Here is a 15,162-nt window from a genome sequence, read left to right as displayed (position 1 = left end):
CTGCCTGGTGGAATAACCGGGCCATGAAACCGAAATATGTCACAACCGGGCAGGGCGCTCAGAACAGGCTCAACTGATCGCCGGATCGCGGAGGCGGGCCGAAGCGGCTGCAATCCAGTGGCGGGCTGCCCTCGCGATAGCCCAATCGCTTGCGTGCCAGACGGAACCGTTGCAGGGCCAGTTGCGCCTCCACCCCCGCGCCCCTGAAGCGATGGCCGAAGCGCGGATCATTGTCCCGTCCACCCCGCATCGCCTGAACCCGGTTCATGACATGTTTCGCCATGCCGGGCCTGTGACGCTCCAGCCAGTCGCGGAAAAGCGGGGCCACCTCGTGCGGCAGGCGCAGAGGGATCATGCTGGCCGTGCTTGCGCCCGCCTCGCGCGCGGCCGTCAGGATGCCTTCGATCTCGGGCTCGGTCAGGACAGGTATCACTGGCGCGACCATCACCCTGACCGGCACCCCGGCCTTTGCCAATGCACCGATCATCTGCAGTCGTGTCTGCGGTGCCGGTGCCCGCGGCTCCAGCGCCCGCGCCAATCCGGCATCCAGCGTGGTCACGCTGATCCCTATCGCCGCCTGATCTTTTGCTGCCAACTCGGCCCAGAGATCGAGGTCGCGCAATACGGTCCGCCCCCGCGTCACCAGCGTCGCCGGGTGGTTCCAGTCCCGCAGCACCCTGAGAATGCCGGGCATGATCGCCAGTTTCGCCTCGACCGGCTGATAGGGGTCGGTATTCGTTCCCAATGCGATCGGGGCGACCTTGTAGGATGGCCGCCCGATTTCCCGTTCCAGCAGCCGGGCGGCGTCCGGCTTGGCAGTGATCTTCGTTTCGAAATCCAGTCCCGGAGACAGCCCCAGATAGGAATGGCTGGGCCGGGCATAGCAATAGATGCAGCCATGCTCGCAGCCGCGATAGGGGTTGATCGAACGGTCGAAACCGATATCCGGGGAGTTGTTTCGGGTGATGATCGAGCGCGGCCTTTCCGTCACCACCTCGGTTTTCAGCAGGTGGTTTTCCTCGGCCATGTCCCAGCCATCGGATTCCCGTATCCGCTGATATCGCTCGAACCGGCCATCGGGGCGGGTATCGGCGCCACGTGCCTTGATCGTTTCATCTGGATTGCGGGGCGGTAACATGAAACAAGAATAGAACAAAGAAAGAACATTTGCCAGATTTTTCCGGCACCAACCCATGAAAAAACCGCGCCGGAGAACCGGCGCGGCCTGAACCTGTAACGATGATCGGGGCTTATTCCCGGTCTTCGTTCGCCGGGCCGTCCTCGTCCGAGGATGCGCCGCCGATATCGTCGAACAGTTCGGCAATCTCGAACTCGGCTTCGGCATCCGCCTCGGCCGCCAGGTCCTGGATCGATTTGCCCTGGGCCTGAAGTTCGGCCTCTTCGTTCGAGCGGGCGACGTTCAGGACGATCACGGCCTCGACCTCGGGATGCAGCACGACGGTAACGTTGTGCAGACCCAGTTCCTTGATCGGCTGGCCAAGAACGATCTGCCTGCGATCGACGGTGAAACCGGCCTCGGTCGCTGCGTCGGCAACGTCGCGGGTCGTCACCGAGCCATACAGGGCGCCGGAATCCGACGCTGAACGGATCACAACGAAAGTCTGGCCGTCCAGCTTGTCGGCCACCTTCTGCGCTTCGGCCTTGGTTTCGGCGTTGCGGGCCTCGAGCTGAACCTTGCGCTCCTCGAATGCCTTGATATTGGCTTCGGAGGCGCGAAGGGCCTTGCCCTGGGGCAGCAGGAAGTTGCGGGCATAGCCGTGCTTGACGTTTACGACCTCGCCCATCTGGCCCAGCTTGGCCACGCGTTCCAGCAGGATGACTTGCATGATATCCTCCTTACTTCACGGCATAGGGAAGCAGGGCGAGGAAGCGGGCGCGCTTGATGGCGCGGGCCAGTTCACGCTGCTTCTTTGCCGAGACGGCGGTGATGCGCGAGGGCACGATCTTGCCGCGCTCGCTGATATAGCGCTGCAGCAGACGGGTGTCCTTGTAGTCGATGACCGGCGCGTTCTCACCCGAGAACGGGCAGACCTTGCGGCGGCGGAAAAACGGTTTGCTTGCCATTGGTCAGATCCTCTCAGTTCCGCTCGCGGCGTTCGCGGCGTTCGCCACGCTCTTCGCGTTTCTGCATCTGCACCGAGGGGCCTTCCTGATGCTCGTCCACGCGGATGGTCATCACCCGCATCACGTCGTCATGCAGACGGGCAAGACGCTCCATTTCCTGCACGGCGGCCGAGGGGGACTCGGTGCGCAGGAAGGCGTAATGGCCCTTGCGGTTCTTGTTGATCTTGTAGGCGAGGGTGCGGACACCCCAGTATTCGTGATCCACGACCTTGCCGCCATTATCGGCGAGAACGGTCGAGAAATGTTCGATCAGCCCTTCGGCCTGCGTGTTCGACAGGTCCTGGCGGGCGATCAGCACATGCTCGTACAGAGGCATGGCGATCCTTTCATTTTCGGGCGCATTTCATAGGCGGGTCTTCCCTTCCGCACCCGCCACGAGAGACTGCGCCGGTTGCATATGTCTCGGCGGAAGGATGGGAACTTATAGCGGCAGATACTGCAAGCGCAAGGTGATTCGCTGGTCGTACGGCGGATAGCTGCGCGATGGCGCTTTACGGGCGGGCGCGGCGGGGGTAAGTCCCCCTCCATGCTGCCAGAAGACCGCCTTGTCCAGATCACCCAACGCTTCGAGTTTCTCGAGGCACAGCTGAATGCCGGCGCCGAGCCCGCGCAGATCGCCCGGATCAGCCGCGAATATTCCGAGCTGAAACCGGTGGTGGAACAGATCACCCACTGGCGGGCGGCGCGTGACCAGATGACCGAGGCACAGGCCATGCTGGCCGATCCGGAGATGAGGGAACTGGCCGAGGATGAACTGGCGCGCCTGCGCGAGGAACTGCCCGAGTTGGAGCAGAACCTGCGTATCGCCCTGCTGCCCAAGGATGCCGCCGATGCCCGTCCCGCGATCATCGAGATCCGGCCCGGCACCGGCGGCGACGAGGCCGCCCTGTTCGCCGGCGACCTGCTGGCGATGTATCGCCGTTATGCCGAGGCACAGGGCTGGTCGTTCCAGTTGCTGGAATATAGCGAGACCGAGCTTGGCGGCGTCAAGGAGGCCGTCGCCCGGATCGAGGGCGATGGCGTCTTTGCCCGGCTGAAATACGAATCCGGGGTGCATCGCGTGCAGCGTGTGCCCGAGACCGAATCGGGCGGACGCATCCATACCAGCGCCGCCACCGTCGCCGTGCTGCCCGAGGCGGAAGATGTCGATATCGACATCCCCGCCAGTGATATCCGCATCGACACCATGCGGGCCTCGGGCGCGGGGGGGCAACATGTGAACACCACCGACTCGGCTGTGCGGATCACCCATGTTCCAACCGGCATCGTGGTCACGAGTTCCGAGAAATCGCAGCACCAGAACCGGGCCAACGCCATGGCGGTGCTGCGGGCGCGGCTTTACGATATCGAGCGGCAGCGTGCCGATGATGCGCGCGCGGCGGATCGCAAGAGCCAAGTCGGCAGCGGCGACCGCAGCGAACGCATCCGCACCTATAATTTCCCGCAAGGGCGGATGACCGATCACCGGATCAACCTGACACTTTACGCACTGGACCGGGTCATGCAGGGCGATCTGGGCGAGATCATCGATGCGTTGATCTCGCATGACCAGGCCGCGCGGCTGGCGGCGGACGGATGAGCCCGCCCACCGGCACGGATCTGTGCTTTGCCGCGCAGGAACGGCTCGAGGCGGCGGGAATCGAGAATGGCTATCGTGACGCCTCGCTCTTGTTCATGCATGTGCTGGGCGAGATGCTTGGCGAAAGGGTCGCACGGCATCATCTGGCGCAATATCTGAAACAGGACGCATCGCCCGCGCTGGAGGCCGCATTCAGGCGCGCCATCGACGCCCGCGCCGCCCGCCAGCCGGTCAGCCAGATCACCGGCAGGCGGGCATTCTGGAAACATGAATTCCGCGTCACCCGCGACACGCTGGACCCGCGCCCGGAAACGGAAACGCTGGTCGAGGCGGCGCTGGAGCTGCCATGGCGCAGTGTGCTGGACATGGGCACGGGGACCGGGGCGATCCTGGTTTCACTGCTGGCGGCGCGTCCGGGATGCATGGGAACCGGGACCGACATTTCCGAGGCTGCGCTTGACGTGGCGCGCGGGAATGCCCATCTGATCGGGGTGACAGCGCAGCTGATCGCTGCGGATTGGTATGAAGGCGTAACCGGGCGTTTTGACCTGATCGTCTCGAACCCGCCCTATATCGCGCTCGATGAAATGGCAGGACTCGCGCCCGAGGTGCGCGATTGGGAACCGCATCAGGCACTGACCGACGGCGCGGACGGGCTGACCGCCTATCGCGCCATCGCGGCGGGGGCGGCGGATCACCTGACTCCGGGCGGGCATGTCCTGGTCGAGATCGGTCCGGCACAGGGCGCGGCGGTTGCGACAATTTTTCGCAGGCAGGGCGCAGAACCCCGCCTGATTCCCGATCTGGACGGGCGAGACCGTGTCGTTTTGGCCCGTTTTGGTAACTGAGCGGCGGTTTTTTGGTGGAAATGAGTAAAAGTCGCAACTTTTCCCTTGTCATGGCCCGCCCTGCATGATTAGTCAGCGGCGTGCCGGGGCCGAAAGGCCACCGCACTGGTCAGCCTGACAATGCCGAAACTATACGCTGCGCCTCGCGCACAGCAAGAGTGCAGGACAAGGCTGAACGGCAGGGCGCGGATTTCGCCGCGGACGCCGCCTGAAACGCTGTCCAGACCCAACTGGAACCACAAACAGACAAACTGATGAGATCATCGAAATCACGTTCGCGCAACAAGTCTAATCGCCAGCGCTCGCTGGGGAATATCGTTAACCGTGTCTTTGACAGCTCGGGTCCCGAGGGCAAGGTCCGTGGCACGCCACAACAGATCATCGACAAATACCTGACGCTGGCGCGTGATGCCCAGCTTTCCAATGACCGGGTGGCCGAGCAGAGCTTTTTGCAGCATGCAGAGCATTACACGCGGATGCTGGGCGAAGCGCAGCGCGAGATGGCCGAGCGGCAGCAGCAATATCAGCAGCAGAACCAGAATCATCGCCAGAATGGTGACGAGGACCGCGACAATGGCGGGCGCGGCAACGATCAGCGCGAGCAGTCCTCGCGCGATTACAGCCGTGACTACGGCACGATGCCGCGCAATGGCCGGGATCACGGCGAAGCCGAGGTGAAAACGACCCCGGCAGAGACCCCGGTGCAGGAGGCCGAGCAGCCGCAGGCGGAGGACAAGCCCGATACCACCGAGAAACCGGTATCGACGCGAAGCAGCCGTTCCCGCAGCAAGACCAGCACCGAAAAATCGGAGCAGCAGAAGACAGATTCGCTGACCGGAACCGGGGATCAGCCGCAACTGGGGCTGCCCGACGCGGTCGGCTCGGAGGACGAGGGCGGGTTGGTCGAAACTCCCGAGGCCGGAAGCACCAAGAAAAGCCGCTCGACAAAGACGAGTTCGACGCGGAGCCGTTCGACGACCAGCAAATCGACACGGACCTCGACCCGCCGCAAATCCTCGGAAACCGCCGAAGCGGCGCCCGAGACACCGGTGGACGTCACAGTGGAACCGGGCGGAAGCGATACGGAAAAAGGCTGATCGGCGGATCAACGCGACAAGTCGATCATGACAGGAAACGGGCCGCCGATTGCGGCCCGTTTCCTATTTGCCGGCCCGAGCCATGTGTTCGAGGATGCGGGCGAGGGCGCAGAAACGTTCCAGGTCGATTTCCTCGGCCCGCGACGTCGGGGCGATGCCGGCCAGTTCCAGCAAATCCTCGATTCGCGGATGCAATCCGCGCAGCGCTGCCCGCAGCATCTTGCGGCGCTGGTTGAAGGCGGCGGCGGTTACCTGCGACAGGATTGCCGGATTGGCCGGGAAACGCGGCTCGGGCAGAGCGGTCATCTGCACCACGGCGGAGTGCACCTTGGGCGCCGGGACGAAGGCTTCGGGTGGCAGAGTCATCACGATTCGCGCCTCGGCCCGCCATTGCGCCAGCAAAGCGAGGCGGCCGTAAGCCTTGCTGCCGGGACGTGCCGTGATACGCTCTGCGACCTCCTTCTGGAACATCAGGGTCAGCGATTCCCAGAAGGGCGGCCAGTCCGGCGGAGTCAGCCAGCGGATAAGCAATTCGGTGCCGATATTATAGGGCAGGTTGGCGGCGATGCGGATCGGCGGGGTCAGATGCGCCAGCGGGTCGATTTTCAGCGCATCGTCATTGATGACCGTCAGCCTGCCGGGATAGGCCGCCGCGATCTCGGCAAGGGCAGGCAGGGCGCGGGCATCCTTTTCGATGGCCAGGACGTGACGGGCGCCTTCGGCCAGCAACCCGCGGGTCAGCCCGCCAGGACCCGGACCGATCTCCAGCACGTCGCATTGTGTCAGGTCACCTGCCTGCCGCGCGATCTTGGCCGTCAGGTTCAGGTCCAGCAGGAAATTCTGGCCAAGTTGCTTTTTTGCGCGCAGATCATGGCGGGCGATGACTTCGCGCAGGGGCGGCAGGCCGTCGATGCTGCTCATATCCGCGCCGCCGGATGGATATTTTCATGAAGAAGAAGGGTCATGCGGTCTTGTCCGCCATCTCGCGCGCCATCCGCAACGCGGCGATGGTCGAGTCCGGGTCCGCGCGGCCCGTTCCCGCGATGTCGAAGGCGGTGCCGTGATCTGGCGAGGTGCGGATGAAGGGCAGGCCGAGCGTGACATTCACGCCCCCGGCGAAATCAAGCGTCTTGATCGGGATCAGGGCCTGATCGTGATAGGCGCAGATCGCAGCGTCGTAACGCGCGCGGGCAGGGGCGTGAAACATCGTGTCCGCGGGAAGCGGGCCGGCAAGATCGATGCCCTCACTGCGGAGGCGCTCAAGCAGGGGGATGATGCGCTCGGCCTCCTCGCGCCCCATGGTTCCACCCTCGCCGGCGTGCGGGTTGAGGCCGGCGACTGCAAGGCGTGGCGCATTGATGCCGAAATCCCGGATCATCGCGGCATGGGTGATGCGAATCGCCTGTTCCAGCAGATCGGATGTCAGGGCGGCGGGGACATCGGCCAGCGGGATATGGATGGTCGCGGGCACCACCCGGCAGGGCGGCGAAACCGAGGTCGAAGCCAACATCATCACCACCGGCACATCTCCGGCCAGATGGGCAAGATATTCAGTATGACCGGGAAAGCGGAAGGACGCACCTTCCTTGAGCGCCTGCTTGTTGATCGGCAATGTGGTGATGGCTGCTGCTTCGCCCCGCATCACCAGATCGACCGCGTGGGCGATGACATCGATCACGCCCTGCGCATTGGCCGGGTCGGGATGCCCGGCTGTCGAAGATGCCGCGAAATCATGGCGCAGCACCGGCAGATGGCCGTGGGGGACCGGATCATTCGGGGCGGTGATCTCGGTCCGGGGCGTGCCTGCGGGCAGATGGCGCGGATCACCGATCCAGGCGTAATCGACCCCGCAGCCCAGGGCGAGAACCGCAAGCTCGGGACCGATCCCGGCCGGCTCTCCGCATGTCAGCAGGATACGCCCGGTCATCGCCGTCTATGGCCGCCGGATGACTGCATCGGCGCGGAGCTCTTCAAGATAGGCATTCGCCATCTCGTTGGCCTTGCGGTTGAAGATCTCCTCGCGAACCGCCTGCCGGTCGGGGATGCCCGCAGGGTTCGGAACGGCGGCCTCGACCCCGTCCGGCTCTTCGGCGCTGGTTGGGACATCCGCCCCGTCATCCGCCAGCAGGGCAGGCTGACGCGAGCATAGCATGACGACATCGGCGCTGTTGCCATAATTCACCACCGTTGCCTCGTCCGGGTCCAGCGAGGCAAGCTGCGTGGCGATCAGCGTCGGGATCTGGCCTTGCGATACGGTCTGGCGGTTGATCTGCGGAGAGATCCCGGAACCTGCCTGCACGTAGAGATCCGCGCAGCTACGGACCCGGGCAGCAAGCTGGGCGGCATCGCTGGCCGAGGCCAGCCGCAGCGTCATGTAATCCAGCACCTGCTCGCGGGCGCCGGGACGTAGCGTGCCCTGGCTGTCGCGCAGCCGGAACAGGACCACCGCGCCGGGAACGTTGAGCGGCTGCGTGGTCTGCCCCGGCTGCAGGTTCAGGATGACGGGACGCAGCGAGGGTGGCAGGTTGTCGATGTTCAGCCAGTTCAGCCGCCCGCCCGCCCGGGCGGAATCCGCAGCGGAATATTCGCGTGCGGCCTCGGCGAACTGATCGTCGCTCGGATTGCTGGCAACGATGGAATTGGCGAGTTGCATGGCGGAATCCTCGCGGCCCTCCGGGGCGGGGATGACCAGTTCCGACAGCAGGACCCGGGTGACGATCGGGGTCTCGATCGCGCGCTTCATGGCCTGATCGACCTCGGCGTCGCTGACATTGATCTGCGGCAGCAGGCGCTGGCGGATGACGCCGCGCCACGCAACCCCGGCCTCGACGAAATCGCGGAAGACCTGGTATTCGACACCGGCACGCTCCAGCGCGGCGGTGAACTCGGCAGAGCTCATGCCGGCGCGGCCGGCGAATTCCTCCAGCCCCGCCTGCAAGGCCTCCTCGGTGGTTTCGATCCCCATCTGCTCGGCGGCGAACATCCGCAGGCGATCCTGCACCAAGGCATCCTCGGCACCCTGCTGGTCGATATCCGGAGCGCCCAGAAGCCGCATGAACCGCTGCCGCTGATCGACCTCGTAGCGGGTGATGGCCTTGTCATTGATATACAGCACCGGCTCGAACAGGTTCTGCGCCGAGGCGGGGGCGAGTTGCCCCAAAAGCAGGCTTGCCGAAATGGCGATGCCGGAAAGTAGTTGCCGCATATGCTGCCCCCAAATCATTCTTTGCCGCAAGACTAGCGCATGCAGCTGCGCCGCGCCACCGTGCCCTGTTCGTCTTTTTGCCGACCGAATCCGCCAAGGCGGACCGACAGGTCGAGACTGGTTTCCGGACGCACACTATCCGAATCCGTGAAGCGGCGCGACAGGCCCATTTCGACGCTCACGCATTCGTTCCGATAGATAAGGTCCAGCGATGCCATCTGTGCCTGATCGGCGGTGAAATTGTAACGCGTTTCGGCATTGCCCCACCATCCCGGCGCGATCTGCCAGCCGATATTGGCGGTAAATTCGTTGGTATCGCTGGTCCGGCCCTCGTCGCGCTCGCTGTCGATCCACAGATGCCCGGCCGAGATCTGCAGATCCGGGCGCAACCAGCCAAGGCGCAGCTCGTTGCGCGAGAAGTCGAAGGAATCGTCGAACAGCGCGCGGTTCGAGATGGCCAGCCCCGTGCCGCTATCGTAATGCGCCGCCAGCAGCCAGTCCGAACGGCGGCCGCCGAGTGGCGAGCCGGAAACGAACTGGTTGTCGTCATGGGCGCGGAAGACCCGCCCCCCGGTCAGGCCGATAGACCAGCCGGCCGGGTCGATGCGTGTCCAGCTGACGCCGATATTGGCACGCAGCCCGGTTTCCCGCGCGTCCCAGCCCGGAAATCGATTGGTGGAAAACAGGTTACCTTCGTCGAATTCGATAAGGCGGCTGTCCTCGTTGGGAATGTCATCGTCGTCACCGCGAGGGGACCAGAGAAGCTGGACGACGGGTTCGACCAGATGCGTGGCTCCGGCAGAGTGACCGATCAGCGGCCAGCGCAACTCGACCCCGGCAGTCGGAACGGCGCGGGCCACGACGTCGTCATAGCGGCTGTCCTGGGCGATGCGATACAGATCCGCGTCCAGCCCCATGATGGCCGCGCCAACAAACCCGCCGGGCAGGATCTGGTTGCGGCGCCAGTCCAGTCCGAAAGAGGCCCTTGCCACGTCACGGCCCTCGATATCCTCGTCCGAAGGACGGCGATGGGCATGAAGCGACCATTCCATCATCGCTTCGCCGCCGATCATCCCGGGAGTAAAGCGGCGCTGCCAGATCACGTCGGCAACCTGGGCGGGAGACGTGCCGTTGTCCTCGTCGTCGCGCAGCGAGTGGTAATTGCCGACCCGCGCCACCACCAGCTTGTCGCGCTTGATACGGTCCAGCGTCACCCCGCTCCACAGCCGGTCGGCATCGGTTACGTCGTAGTCCAGCAGGTAGCCGCGATCCGATGCGACCTGCAACTGCACCCCGAGATTATAGCCGCGGGGCAGGTCGAACCGGGCGGCGCCGAACAGGTAGCCGCGGGTTTCCCCCGGCATGATGTCGTCGCGGGTGATCGCGCCGCTCCACTCCATCGCACCGGTCCGGAATACCTGCCGATAGCGCAGTTCCAGCGTGCGGGTGCGGCTGGCCGAGAAATAGGGGGTGATGGTCAGGTCGGCATGATCGCCGAGGGTCAGGAAATACGGGGTCTTGATGCCGAAGCCGAGGCGCGAGGTGGTACGAAACCCCGGCCGCAGGAAGCCTGATTGCCGCTCGACGGTAGGATCGGGGGCGGTCACCTCGAAGGGGACCGCGGCGATAGGCAGGCCGAAGGCACGGAATTGCGGATGGTCGAAATGGATCAGCCGGGTTTGCGCGTCATGGGTGATCCTGCGGGCGCGGATCTCCCACAGGGGGACCGGATTGTCGGCGCAGACCTGGCAGGCGGAGGCCGCGACATTGTCGAGCCGGGTGAAACGGCCATCCTCGCTACGGACAGCCTGGCTGGAGGCCAGTTGCAACTCGCGCGCGATGACCAGCCTTGCGCCCCGGATGATGCCGTCCTGAAGCTTGCGGTCAAGCTGCGCGGAATCGGCGATCAGGATCGCCTCGGCCTCCGGGTCTGCCGCGCCGGGGCGAGACAGGTGGATCGGCCCTTCGATCGTCAGGTCGCCGCTCTCGCCGTCCACGATCAGGCGTGAGGCCACAAGCCGCGCCCCCTGATACCAGACCACCACGCCTCCTGCCGCGATCAGCGTGCTGTCGCCTTGCAGGACAAGGCTGTCGGCCAGCACCGTGGCCGCGTCCTCGGGGCTGCCCTCGGGAATATCCGAGCCGGGCAGGGTGATGTCGGCATCCGGCTCGGCCGTTTCGGGCAGCGGGCTTATCGGCGTCCGGTCGGCGACCGGGCGGTTGGCGAGTGGAGTGGCCTGCGGAGCGAGGGCGGCACCCCCGGCCCAACCGTCGTTGTCGAGCGGCGCCGGTGCCACCATTCCGCCAGGGATAGCGGTGCCTTCGCCGCGGATGGTCTGCGCCGCGACCTGCCCCGGCAGCAGTGCCGTCAGCCCGGCGATCCCGGCAAGCCCTGCCGCATGTCTCAGCCCTATGCGCGTTGCCGCCCTCATCCGTCCTCCCGTTGCAGGATCAGCCCCAAAGCCAGCAGGATGCCGACCAGTGGCGGCGCCCATGCCGCCATGGCGGCGGGGATCTGCCCGTTATCGCCAAGTATCTGCGCCATGTTGCGCAGGAAAAACAGCCCGATCCCCGCCGCGAAGGCCAAAAGAACCGCAACCCCGGTATTTCGGCCACGCAGATGCTGCATGGTGAAGGCGGCGGCGATCATCACCATGGCAGCCATGACAAAGGGGCGGGCCAGTTCCATCTGGAACCAGACGCGGTGCCGGGCGGCGGAAAACCCCGCGCGTTCGAGGCCGGCGATGAAGCCCGGCAACTGCCAGACCGGGACCGCTTCTGGCCTGCCGAAGCCGTCCCTGATGCGTTGGGCAGTCAGGTCGGATGCCAGCGAGAGCGCTTCGCTGGTGCTGGCGGCGGCTTCGGGATTCGGCTCGGTCAGCACGTAATCCTTGACATCGCTCAGCCGCCACTCGCCGGGAGCGAGCCGCGCCTGATGCGCCTCGATCCGGCGGACCGGCCCGCTGTTCTGGTCGAAGATCATGAAGCTGGCATCGTAAAGCGTGGTGGCGTCGGGGCTGGCCCGTCTTGCCCGGATGACGATCTGCCCGGCCTCTTCCCCGTCCTCGATCAGCGATTGCCGCAGCCAGACCGCCCGGTCGCCGACCGAGACGGTCTGCCTGCCGTCGCGCTCGATCACCGCCACGGCATTGTCGAACAGCTTGCCCGTCACAGCGACCAGGGGATTGAACAGCCCGACGGTCAGGACACCGATCAGGATGGCGGTGACGGCGGGCGCGGTGACGACCTTTATGCCTGAACGTCCCGACGCCCGGATGGCGACCATTTCGGAGCTGCGGGCAAGGCCGATGAACATGGCGATTCCGCCCAACACGGTGATGAGCGGAAGGATCGAATAGAAACTGCCCGCGATATTGAGTGCCGCCAACCGCGCCGCGCCGGGCAATCCGATGTCATGGCCGGAGAAACGGCGGATCAGTTCGATCATGTCGATCAGGAACAGGATCAGCAGGAACACGCCCGCGACCAGCAGAAAACTGCGCAGGAAGCGCCGGGCGACATAGCGGGCCAGGATCATGCCGCTTCCCCTCCGTGCCGATTCCGGCGTAACGGGCGGGGGCGCGCGGCCAGCCACAGCAACGCCAGGCAGATCAGCGCCCCGACCATTGCCGGAAAGTAAAGCAGCGGCCATAACTCGGGATTGCTCCCGACCTGATTGGCAGCCGCATTGGCCATGAACTGGACAAGGATCAGCAGCAGGATTGCTCCGATGACCTGCCGCCAGACACCGAAGCGCGAGAAACCGCCGATAAGCAGCGCCGCGAAGCCGATCATCGCCGCAATCGGCGACAGTAATGGCTGGGCGAGCCGCTCATGCGCCTCGCGCCGTGCCTCGCCCGCCGTCACTTCCGTCGCGTTCAGCAGTTCCCGATCGGGGGCCAGTAGCCGCCATGTCGAATATTCGCGCAGGTCGCGCCCGCGCCTGTCGCTCGCTGCGAACATGGCGCCGATATCATAGCTGAACTCTGAAAAGCGGGTGACCGAAAGCCGCCTTTTTCCGTTCCGCCACTCCAGGTTCTGCGACATGCCGCGCAGCAGGACCAAGACGGGTCCGGTCTCGGTCCGCACCACCAGCGCCTCTTCCGAGGTATAAACGGTCTGGTCGTCGGGATCGCGCGCATCCTCGATGAACAGGTCCAGAAGCCGCCCGTCACTGGCCGTTTCGCGGATGAACAGGGTAACGCCCTCGGCCGGATACTGGAACTCACCGGGGCGCAGGAACTGCGCGGTCACGTTCTCGGCGATCTCGGTCTGGCGCTCGGCCAGCCGCGTCCGCGCCATCGGCACGAGACCATGAACCAGCACCGCGACCAGAATACCGACGAAGACGCCGAAGACCAGCACCGGGCGCGCCAGCCGCCACGGCGACAACCCCATGGCCTGCATCGCCACCAGTTCGGACTCGTTCGTCAGCCGGTTCGTGCCGTAGGCCGAGGCGACAAAGGCGGCGACCGGCAAGACCACCGAGATCACGATCGGCAGTGTCAGCGCCGTGAATTCCAGCACGACAAGCGCGGTCTGCCCGTCGCTCAGCAGGTCGTCGAACAGGCTGACGGCGCGGTTGATCCAGTAGACCGACACCAGCACCAGCGCGAAAAAGCCGAACAGGGTCAACAGCTGGCTGAGGATATAGCGGTCGATCCGGGGCATATGGGGGCGGGGCTTTCTGATCCTGACGCGTTCTGCCCTGATTAGCCGGAAGGACGGCTCTGGCCAAGGCCCAGTTACGCGTCTAGGTTCACGACCGACAGATCCTCAGGAGGCCTCATGACTCACCCCGTCGAAATCATCTTCTCTGAAATCGCCACGGAAAAGCTGGCTACGCATGCGGGCCGGGTTGCCGTGATCGTCTCGCCGGAGGGGCGGTTGCCCGCCGGCCTGCCGCGGGCGGCCCGTCAGGCGGCAAGGCGCGCTCTGGACTCCAAGGCCGGGAAGGCGCTGAAACCCGGCGCCTCGCTGGAACTGGCCTTTCCCGCGGGCATGGCCGCCGACGCGCTGCAACTGGTGGCCCTGCCGCCCCGGGCGTCAAAGGCGGATGCACGCAAGGCCGGGGCCGGGATCGGCGCAAAACTGGGCAAGGCGCATGTGCTGGTTCTTGCAGGCGGTCACAGGCATGCGAACGAGATCGCCCTGGGGATTGCTCTGCGCGGTTATGACTTCTCCGTCTACCAGACGGAAGCCGGTGAGGATGACGGTGACGGCAAGGCGGATGATCCGGCGGATACCGGCAAGCCGCGCGTGACCTTCATGGTCAAGGACCCCGAGGCGCTGGCCAGGACCGCGAAGGACGCGGCGGCCGTGGCCGAGGGAGTGTTCTTTACCCGCGATCTCGTGAACGAGCCGGCCAATGTCCTGACCACCAGCGATTTCGCCGACCGTCTGAAGGCTATGGAGGAGATCGGCCTGACGGTCGAGGTTCTGGAAGAGAAGGAGCTGGCCAAGCTGGGCATGCGCGCATTGCTGGGCGTCGGGCAGGGCAGCGAAAGTCCCTCGAAGGTAGTCGTCATGCGCTGGAATGGCGGCGGGGACGAAGCGCCGCTGGCACTGGTCGGCAAAGGTGTCGTGTTCGACACCGGCGGGATCTCGATCAAGCCCGCCGCGGGCATGGAGGAGATGACCATGGATATGGGCGGCGCGGGCGTCGTCGCGGGTGTCATGCGGACATTGGCGCTGCGGCAGGCCAGGGCCAATGTCGTCGGGCTTGTCGGTCTGGTCGAGAACATGCCCGATGGGCGCGCTCAGCGCCCGGGAGATATCGTCAAATCGATGAAGGGCGACACGATCGAGATCATCAATACCGATGCCGAGGGGCGCCTGGTGCTGGCGGATGTGCTTTGGTACGCGCAGACCCGGTTCGAGCCGAAGGCTGTGATCGATCTGGCCACCCTGACCGGGGCCGTCATTGTCGCCCTGGGGCATGACAATGCGGGCGTTTTCTCGAACAACGACGCGCTGGCCAACAGTATCCTCGCATCGGCGAAGGGCGAGGGCGAGGGGGCCTGGCGCCTGCCGCTCGGCCCCGGCTATGACAAGCTTATCAAGTCGCGGCTCGCCGACATGAAGAATTCCGGCGGGCGCGCGGCGGGCTCGATCACGGCGGCGCAGTTCCTGCAACGCTTCATCCGCAAGGATCAGCCCTGGGCGCATATCGATATCGCGGGCGTGACCTTGCCCGCCTCGGCCCCCGACATGGCGCCAAAGGGGGCGAGCGGTTGGGGTGTGATGACGCTGAACCGGCTGGTGCGCGACAAATACGAGACCGAGTGA

14 protein-coding genes are annotated in these 15,162 nt (G+C 65.1%); 4 read left to right on the top strand and 10 right to left on the bottom strand.

The window, feature by feature from the left end:
- Positions 1 to 58: 58 nt before the first annotated feature.
- The 4 genes from C9E81_RS15305 to rpsF form a co-directional block, all read right to left on the bottom strand.
- The gene (locus tag C9E81_RS15305) at positions 59 to 1,138 is read right to left on the bottom strand and encodes a PA0069 family radical SAM protein (protein ID WP_122113475.1); all 1,080 of its coding nucleotides are present in this window, start codon (positions 1,136 to 1,138) and stop codon (positions 59 to 61) included.
- 112 nt (positions 1,139 to 1,250) lie between these two features.
- The gene (rplI, locus tag C9E81_RS15300; RefSeq protein ID WP_122113233.1) at positions 1,251 to 1,847 is read right to left on the bottom strand and encodes a 50S ribosomal protein L9; all 597 of its coding nucleotides are present in this window, start codon (positions 1,845 to 1,847) and stop codon (positions 1,251 to 1,253) included.
- Between the two features lie 10 nt (positions 1,848 to 1,857).
- Positions 1,858 to 2,085, bottom strand: a complete 228-nt coding sequence (gene rpsR / locus C9E81_RS15295; RefSeq protein WP_119748823.1) for a 30S ribosomal protein S18 — start codon at positions 2,083 to 2,085, stop codon at positions 1,858 to 1,860.
- A gap of 13 nt (positions 2,086 to 2,098) precedes the next feature.
- Positions 2,099 to 2,461 carry a 30S ribosomal protein S6 gene (gene rpsF / locus C9E81_RS15290; protein ID WP_122113232.1) on the bottom strand — a complete coding sequence of 121 codons (363 nt, stop codon included), beginning with the start codon at positions 2,459 to 2,461 and terminating at the stop codon, positions 2,099 to 2,101.
- 210 nt (positions 2,462 to 2,671) lie between these two features.
- Between rpsF and prfA the strand changes: the two genes are divergently transcribed.
- The 3 genes from prfA to C9E81_RS15275 all read left to right on the top strand — a co-directional run bounded on the left by prfA (position 2,672) and on the right by C9E81_RS15275 (position 5,669).
- Positions 2,672 to 3,724, top strand: a complete 1,053-nt coding sequence (gene prfA / locus C9E81_RS15285; RefSeq protein ID WP_122113231.1) for a peptide chain release factor 1 — start codon at positions 2,672 to 2,674, stop codon at positions 3,722 to 3,724.
- Positions 3,721 to 4,572, top strand: a complete 852-nt coding sequence (gene prmC / locus C9E81_RS15280) for a peptide chain release factor N(5)-glutamine methyltransferase (protein ID WP_122113230.1) — start codon at positions 3,721 to 3,723, stop codon at positions 4,570 to 4,572. Before prfA ends, prmC begins: the two co-directional genes overlap by 4 nt.
- Before the next feature lie 254 nt (positions 4,573 to 4,826).
- A complete protein-coding gene (locus C9E81_RS15275) occupies positions 4,827 to 5,669 on the top strand; it encodes a DUF4167 domain-containing protein (RefSeq protein ID WP_122113229.1) in 843 nt (280 codons plus the stop codon).
- A gap of 63 nt (positions 5,670 to 5,732) precedes the next feature.
- On the opposite strand, the gene rsmA is transcribed toward C9E81_RS15275, so the two are convergent.
- From rsmA to lptF, 6 genes are read right to left on the bottom strand one after another with little or no spacing between them, the layout of a single operon-like run.
- Entirely contained in the window at positions 5,733 to 6,590 is an 858-nt protein-coding gene (rsmA, locus tag C9E81_RS15270; RefSeq protein WP_122113228.1) for a 16S rRNA (adenine(1518)-N(6)/adenine(1519)-N(6))-dimethyltransferase RsmA, read from the bottom strand.
- A 40-nt stretch (positions 6,591 to 6,630) separates the two neighbouring features.
- Positions 6,631 to 7,596 carry a 4-hydroxythreonine-4-phosphate dehydrogenase PdxA gene (pdxA, locus tag C9E81_RS15265; protein ID WP_122113227.1) on the bottom strand — a complete coding sequence of 322 codons (966 nt, stop codon included), beginning with the start codon at positions 7,594 to 7,596 and terminating at the stop codon, positions 6,631 to 6,633.
- 6 nt (positions 7,597 to 7,602) lie between these two features.
- Positions 7,603 to 8,874 carry a peptidylprolyl isomerase gene (locus C9E81_RS15260; protein WP_122113226.1) on the bottom strand — a complete coding sequence of 424 codons (1,272 nt, stop codon included), beginning with the start codon at positions 8,872 to 8,874 and terminating at the stop codon, positions 7,603 to 7,605.
- Between the two features lie 32 nt (positions 8,875 to 8,906).
- Positions 8,907 to 11,306: an LPS-assembly protein LptD gene (locus tag C9E81_RS15255; protein ID WP_243698682.1), complete on the bottom strand. Its 2,400-nt coding sequence runs from the start codon at positions 11,304 to 11,306 to the stop codon at positions 8,907 to 8,909.
- Entirely contained in the window at positions 11,303 to 12,412 is a 1,110-nt protein-coding gene (gene lptG, locus C9E81_RS15250) for an LPS export ABC transporter permease LptG (protein WP_122113225.1), read from the bottom strand. Before lptG ends, C9E81_RS15255 begins: the two co-directional genes overlap by 4 nt.
- Positions 12,409 to 13,545 carry an LPS export ABC transporter permease LptF gene (lptF, locus tag C9E81_RS15245; protein WP_122113224.1) on the bottom strand — a complete coding sequence of 379 codons (1,137 nt, stop codon included), beginning with the start codon at positions 13,543 to 13,545 and terminating at the stop codon, positions 12,409 to 12,411. The genes lptG and lptF overlap by 4 nt, the downstream gene beginning before the upstream one ends.
- Positions 13,546 to 13,662: 117 nt before the next feature.
- Here lptF and C9E81_RS15240 point away from each other — a divergent pair, with 117 nt between their 5' ends.
- Complete coding sequence (locus C9E81_RS15240) at positions 13,663 to 15,162, top strand: leucyl aminopeptidase (RefSeq protein WP_122113223.1); 1,500 nt, start codon at positions 13,663 to 13,665, stop codon at positions 15,160 to 15,162.

The organism is Paracoccus alkanivorans, from assembly GCF_003697785.1.
GTDB classification, from domain to species: Bacteria; Pseudomonadota; Alphaproteobacteria; order Rhodobacterales; family Rhodobacteraceae; genus Paracoccus; species Paracoccus alkanivorans.
Note: the sequence above shows the minus strand (reverse complement) of the source record. Positions and strands in the feature narration are given on the sequence as shown.

Bases quoted from the DNA above. Each gene is read 5' to 3' on its own strand.
- C9E81_RS15255 (WP_243698682.1), bottom strand. From the start codon at position 11,306: ATGAGGGCGGCAACGCGCATAGGGCTGAGACATGCGGCAGGGCTTGCC.
- C9E81_RS15240 (WP_122113223.1), top strand. From the start codon at position 13,663: ATGACTCACCCCGTCGAAATCATCTTCTCTGAAATCGCCACGGAAAAG.
- C9E81_RS15275 (WP_122113229.1), top strand. From the start codon at position 4,827: ATGAGATCATCGAAATCACGTTCGCGCAACAAGTCTAATCGCCAGCGC.
- rpsF (WP_122113232.1), bottom strand. From the start codon at position 2,461: ATGCCTCTGTACGAGCATGTGCTGATCGCCCGCCAGGACCTGTCGAAC.
- rplI (WP_122113233.1), bottom strand. From the start codon at position 1,847: ATGCAAGTCATCCTGCTGGAACGCGTGGCCAAGCTGGGCCAGATGGGC.
- rsmA (WP_122113228.1), bottom strand. From the start codon at position 6,590: ATGAGCAGCATCGACGGCCTGCCGCCCCTGCGCGAAGTCATCGCCCGC.
- prfA (WP_122113231.1), top strand. From the start codon at position 2,672: ATGCTGCCAGAAGACCGCCTTGTCCAGATCACCCAACGCTTCGAGTTT.
- C9E81_RS15260 (WP_122113226.1), bottom strand. From the start codon at position 8,874: ATGCGGCAACTACTTTCCGGCATCGCCATTTCGGCAAGCCTGCTTTTG.
- lptG (WP_122113225.1), bottom strand. From the start codon at position 12,412: ATGATCCTGGCCCGCTATGTCGCCCGGCGCTTCCTGCGCAGTTTTCTG.
- C9E81_RS15305 (WP_122113475.1), bottom strand. From the start codon at position 1,138: ATGTTACCGCCCCGCAATCCAGATGAAACGATCAAGGCACGTGGCGCC.
- rpsR (WP_119748823.1), bottom strand. From the start codon at position 2,085: ATGGCAAGCAAACCGTTTTTCCGCCGCCGCAAGGTCTGCCCGTTCTCG.
- pdxA (WP_122113227.1), bottom strand. From the start codon at position 7,596: ATGACCGGGCGTATCCTGCTGACATGCGGAGAGCCGGCCGGGATCGGT.
- lptF (WP_122113224.1), bottom strand. From the start codon at position 13,545: ATGCCCCGGATCGACCGCTATATCCTCAGCCAGCTGTTGACCCTGTTC.
- prmC (WP_122113230.1), top strand. From the start codon at position 3,721: ATGAGCCCGCCCACCGGCACGGATCTGTGCTTTGCCGCGCAGGAACGG.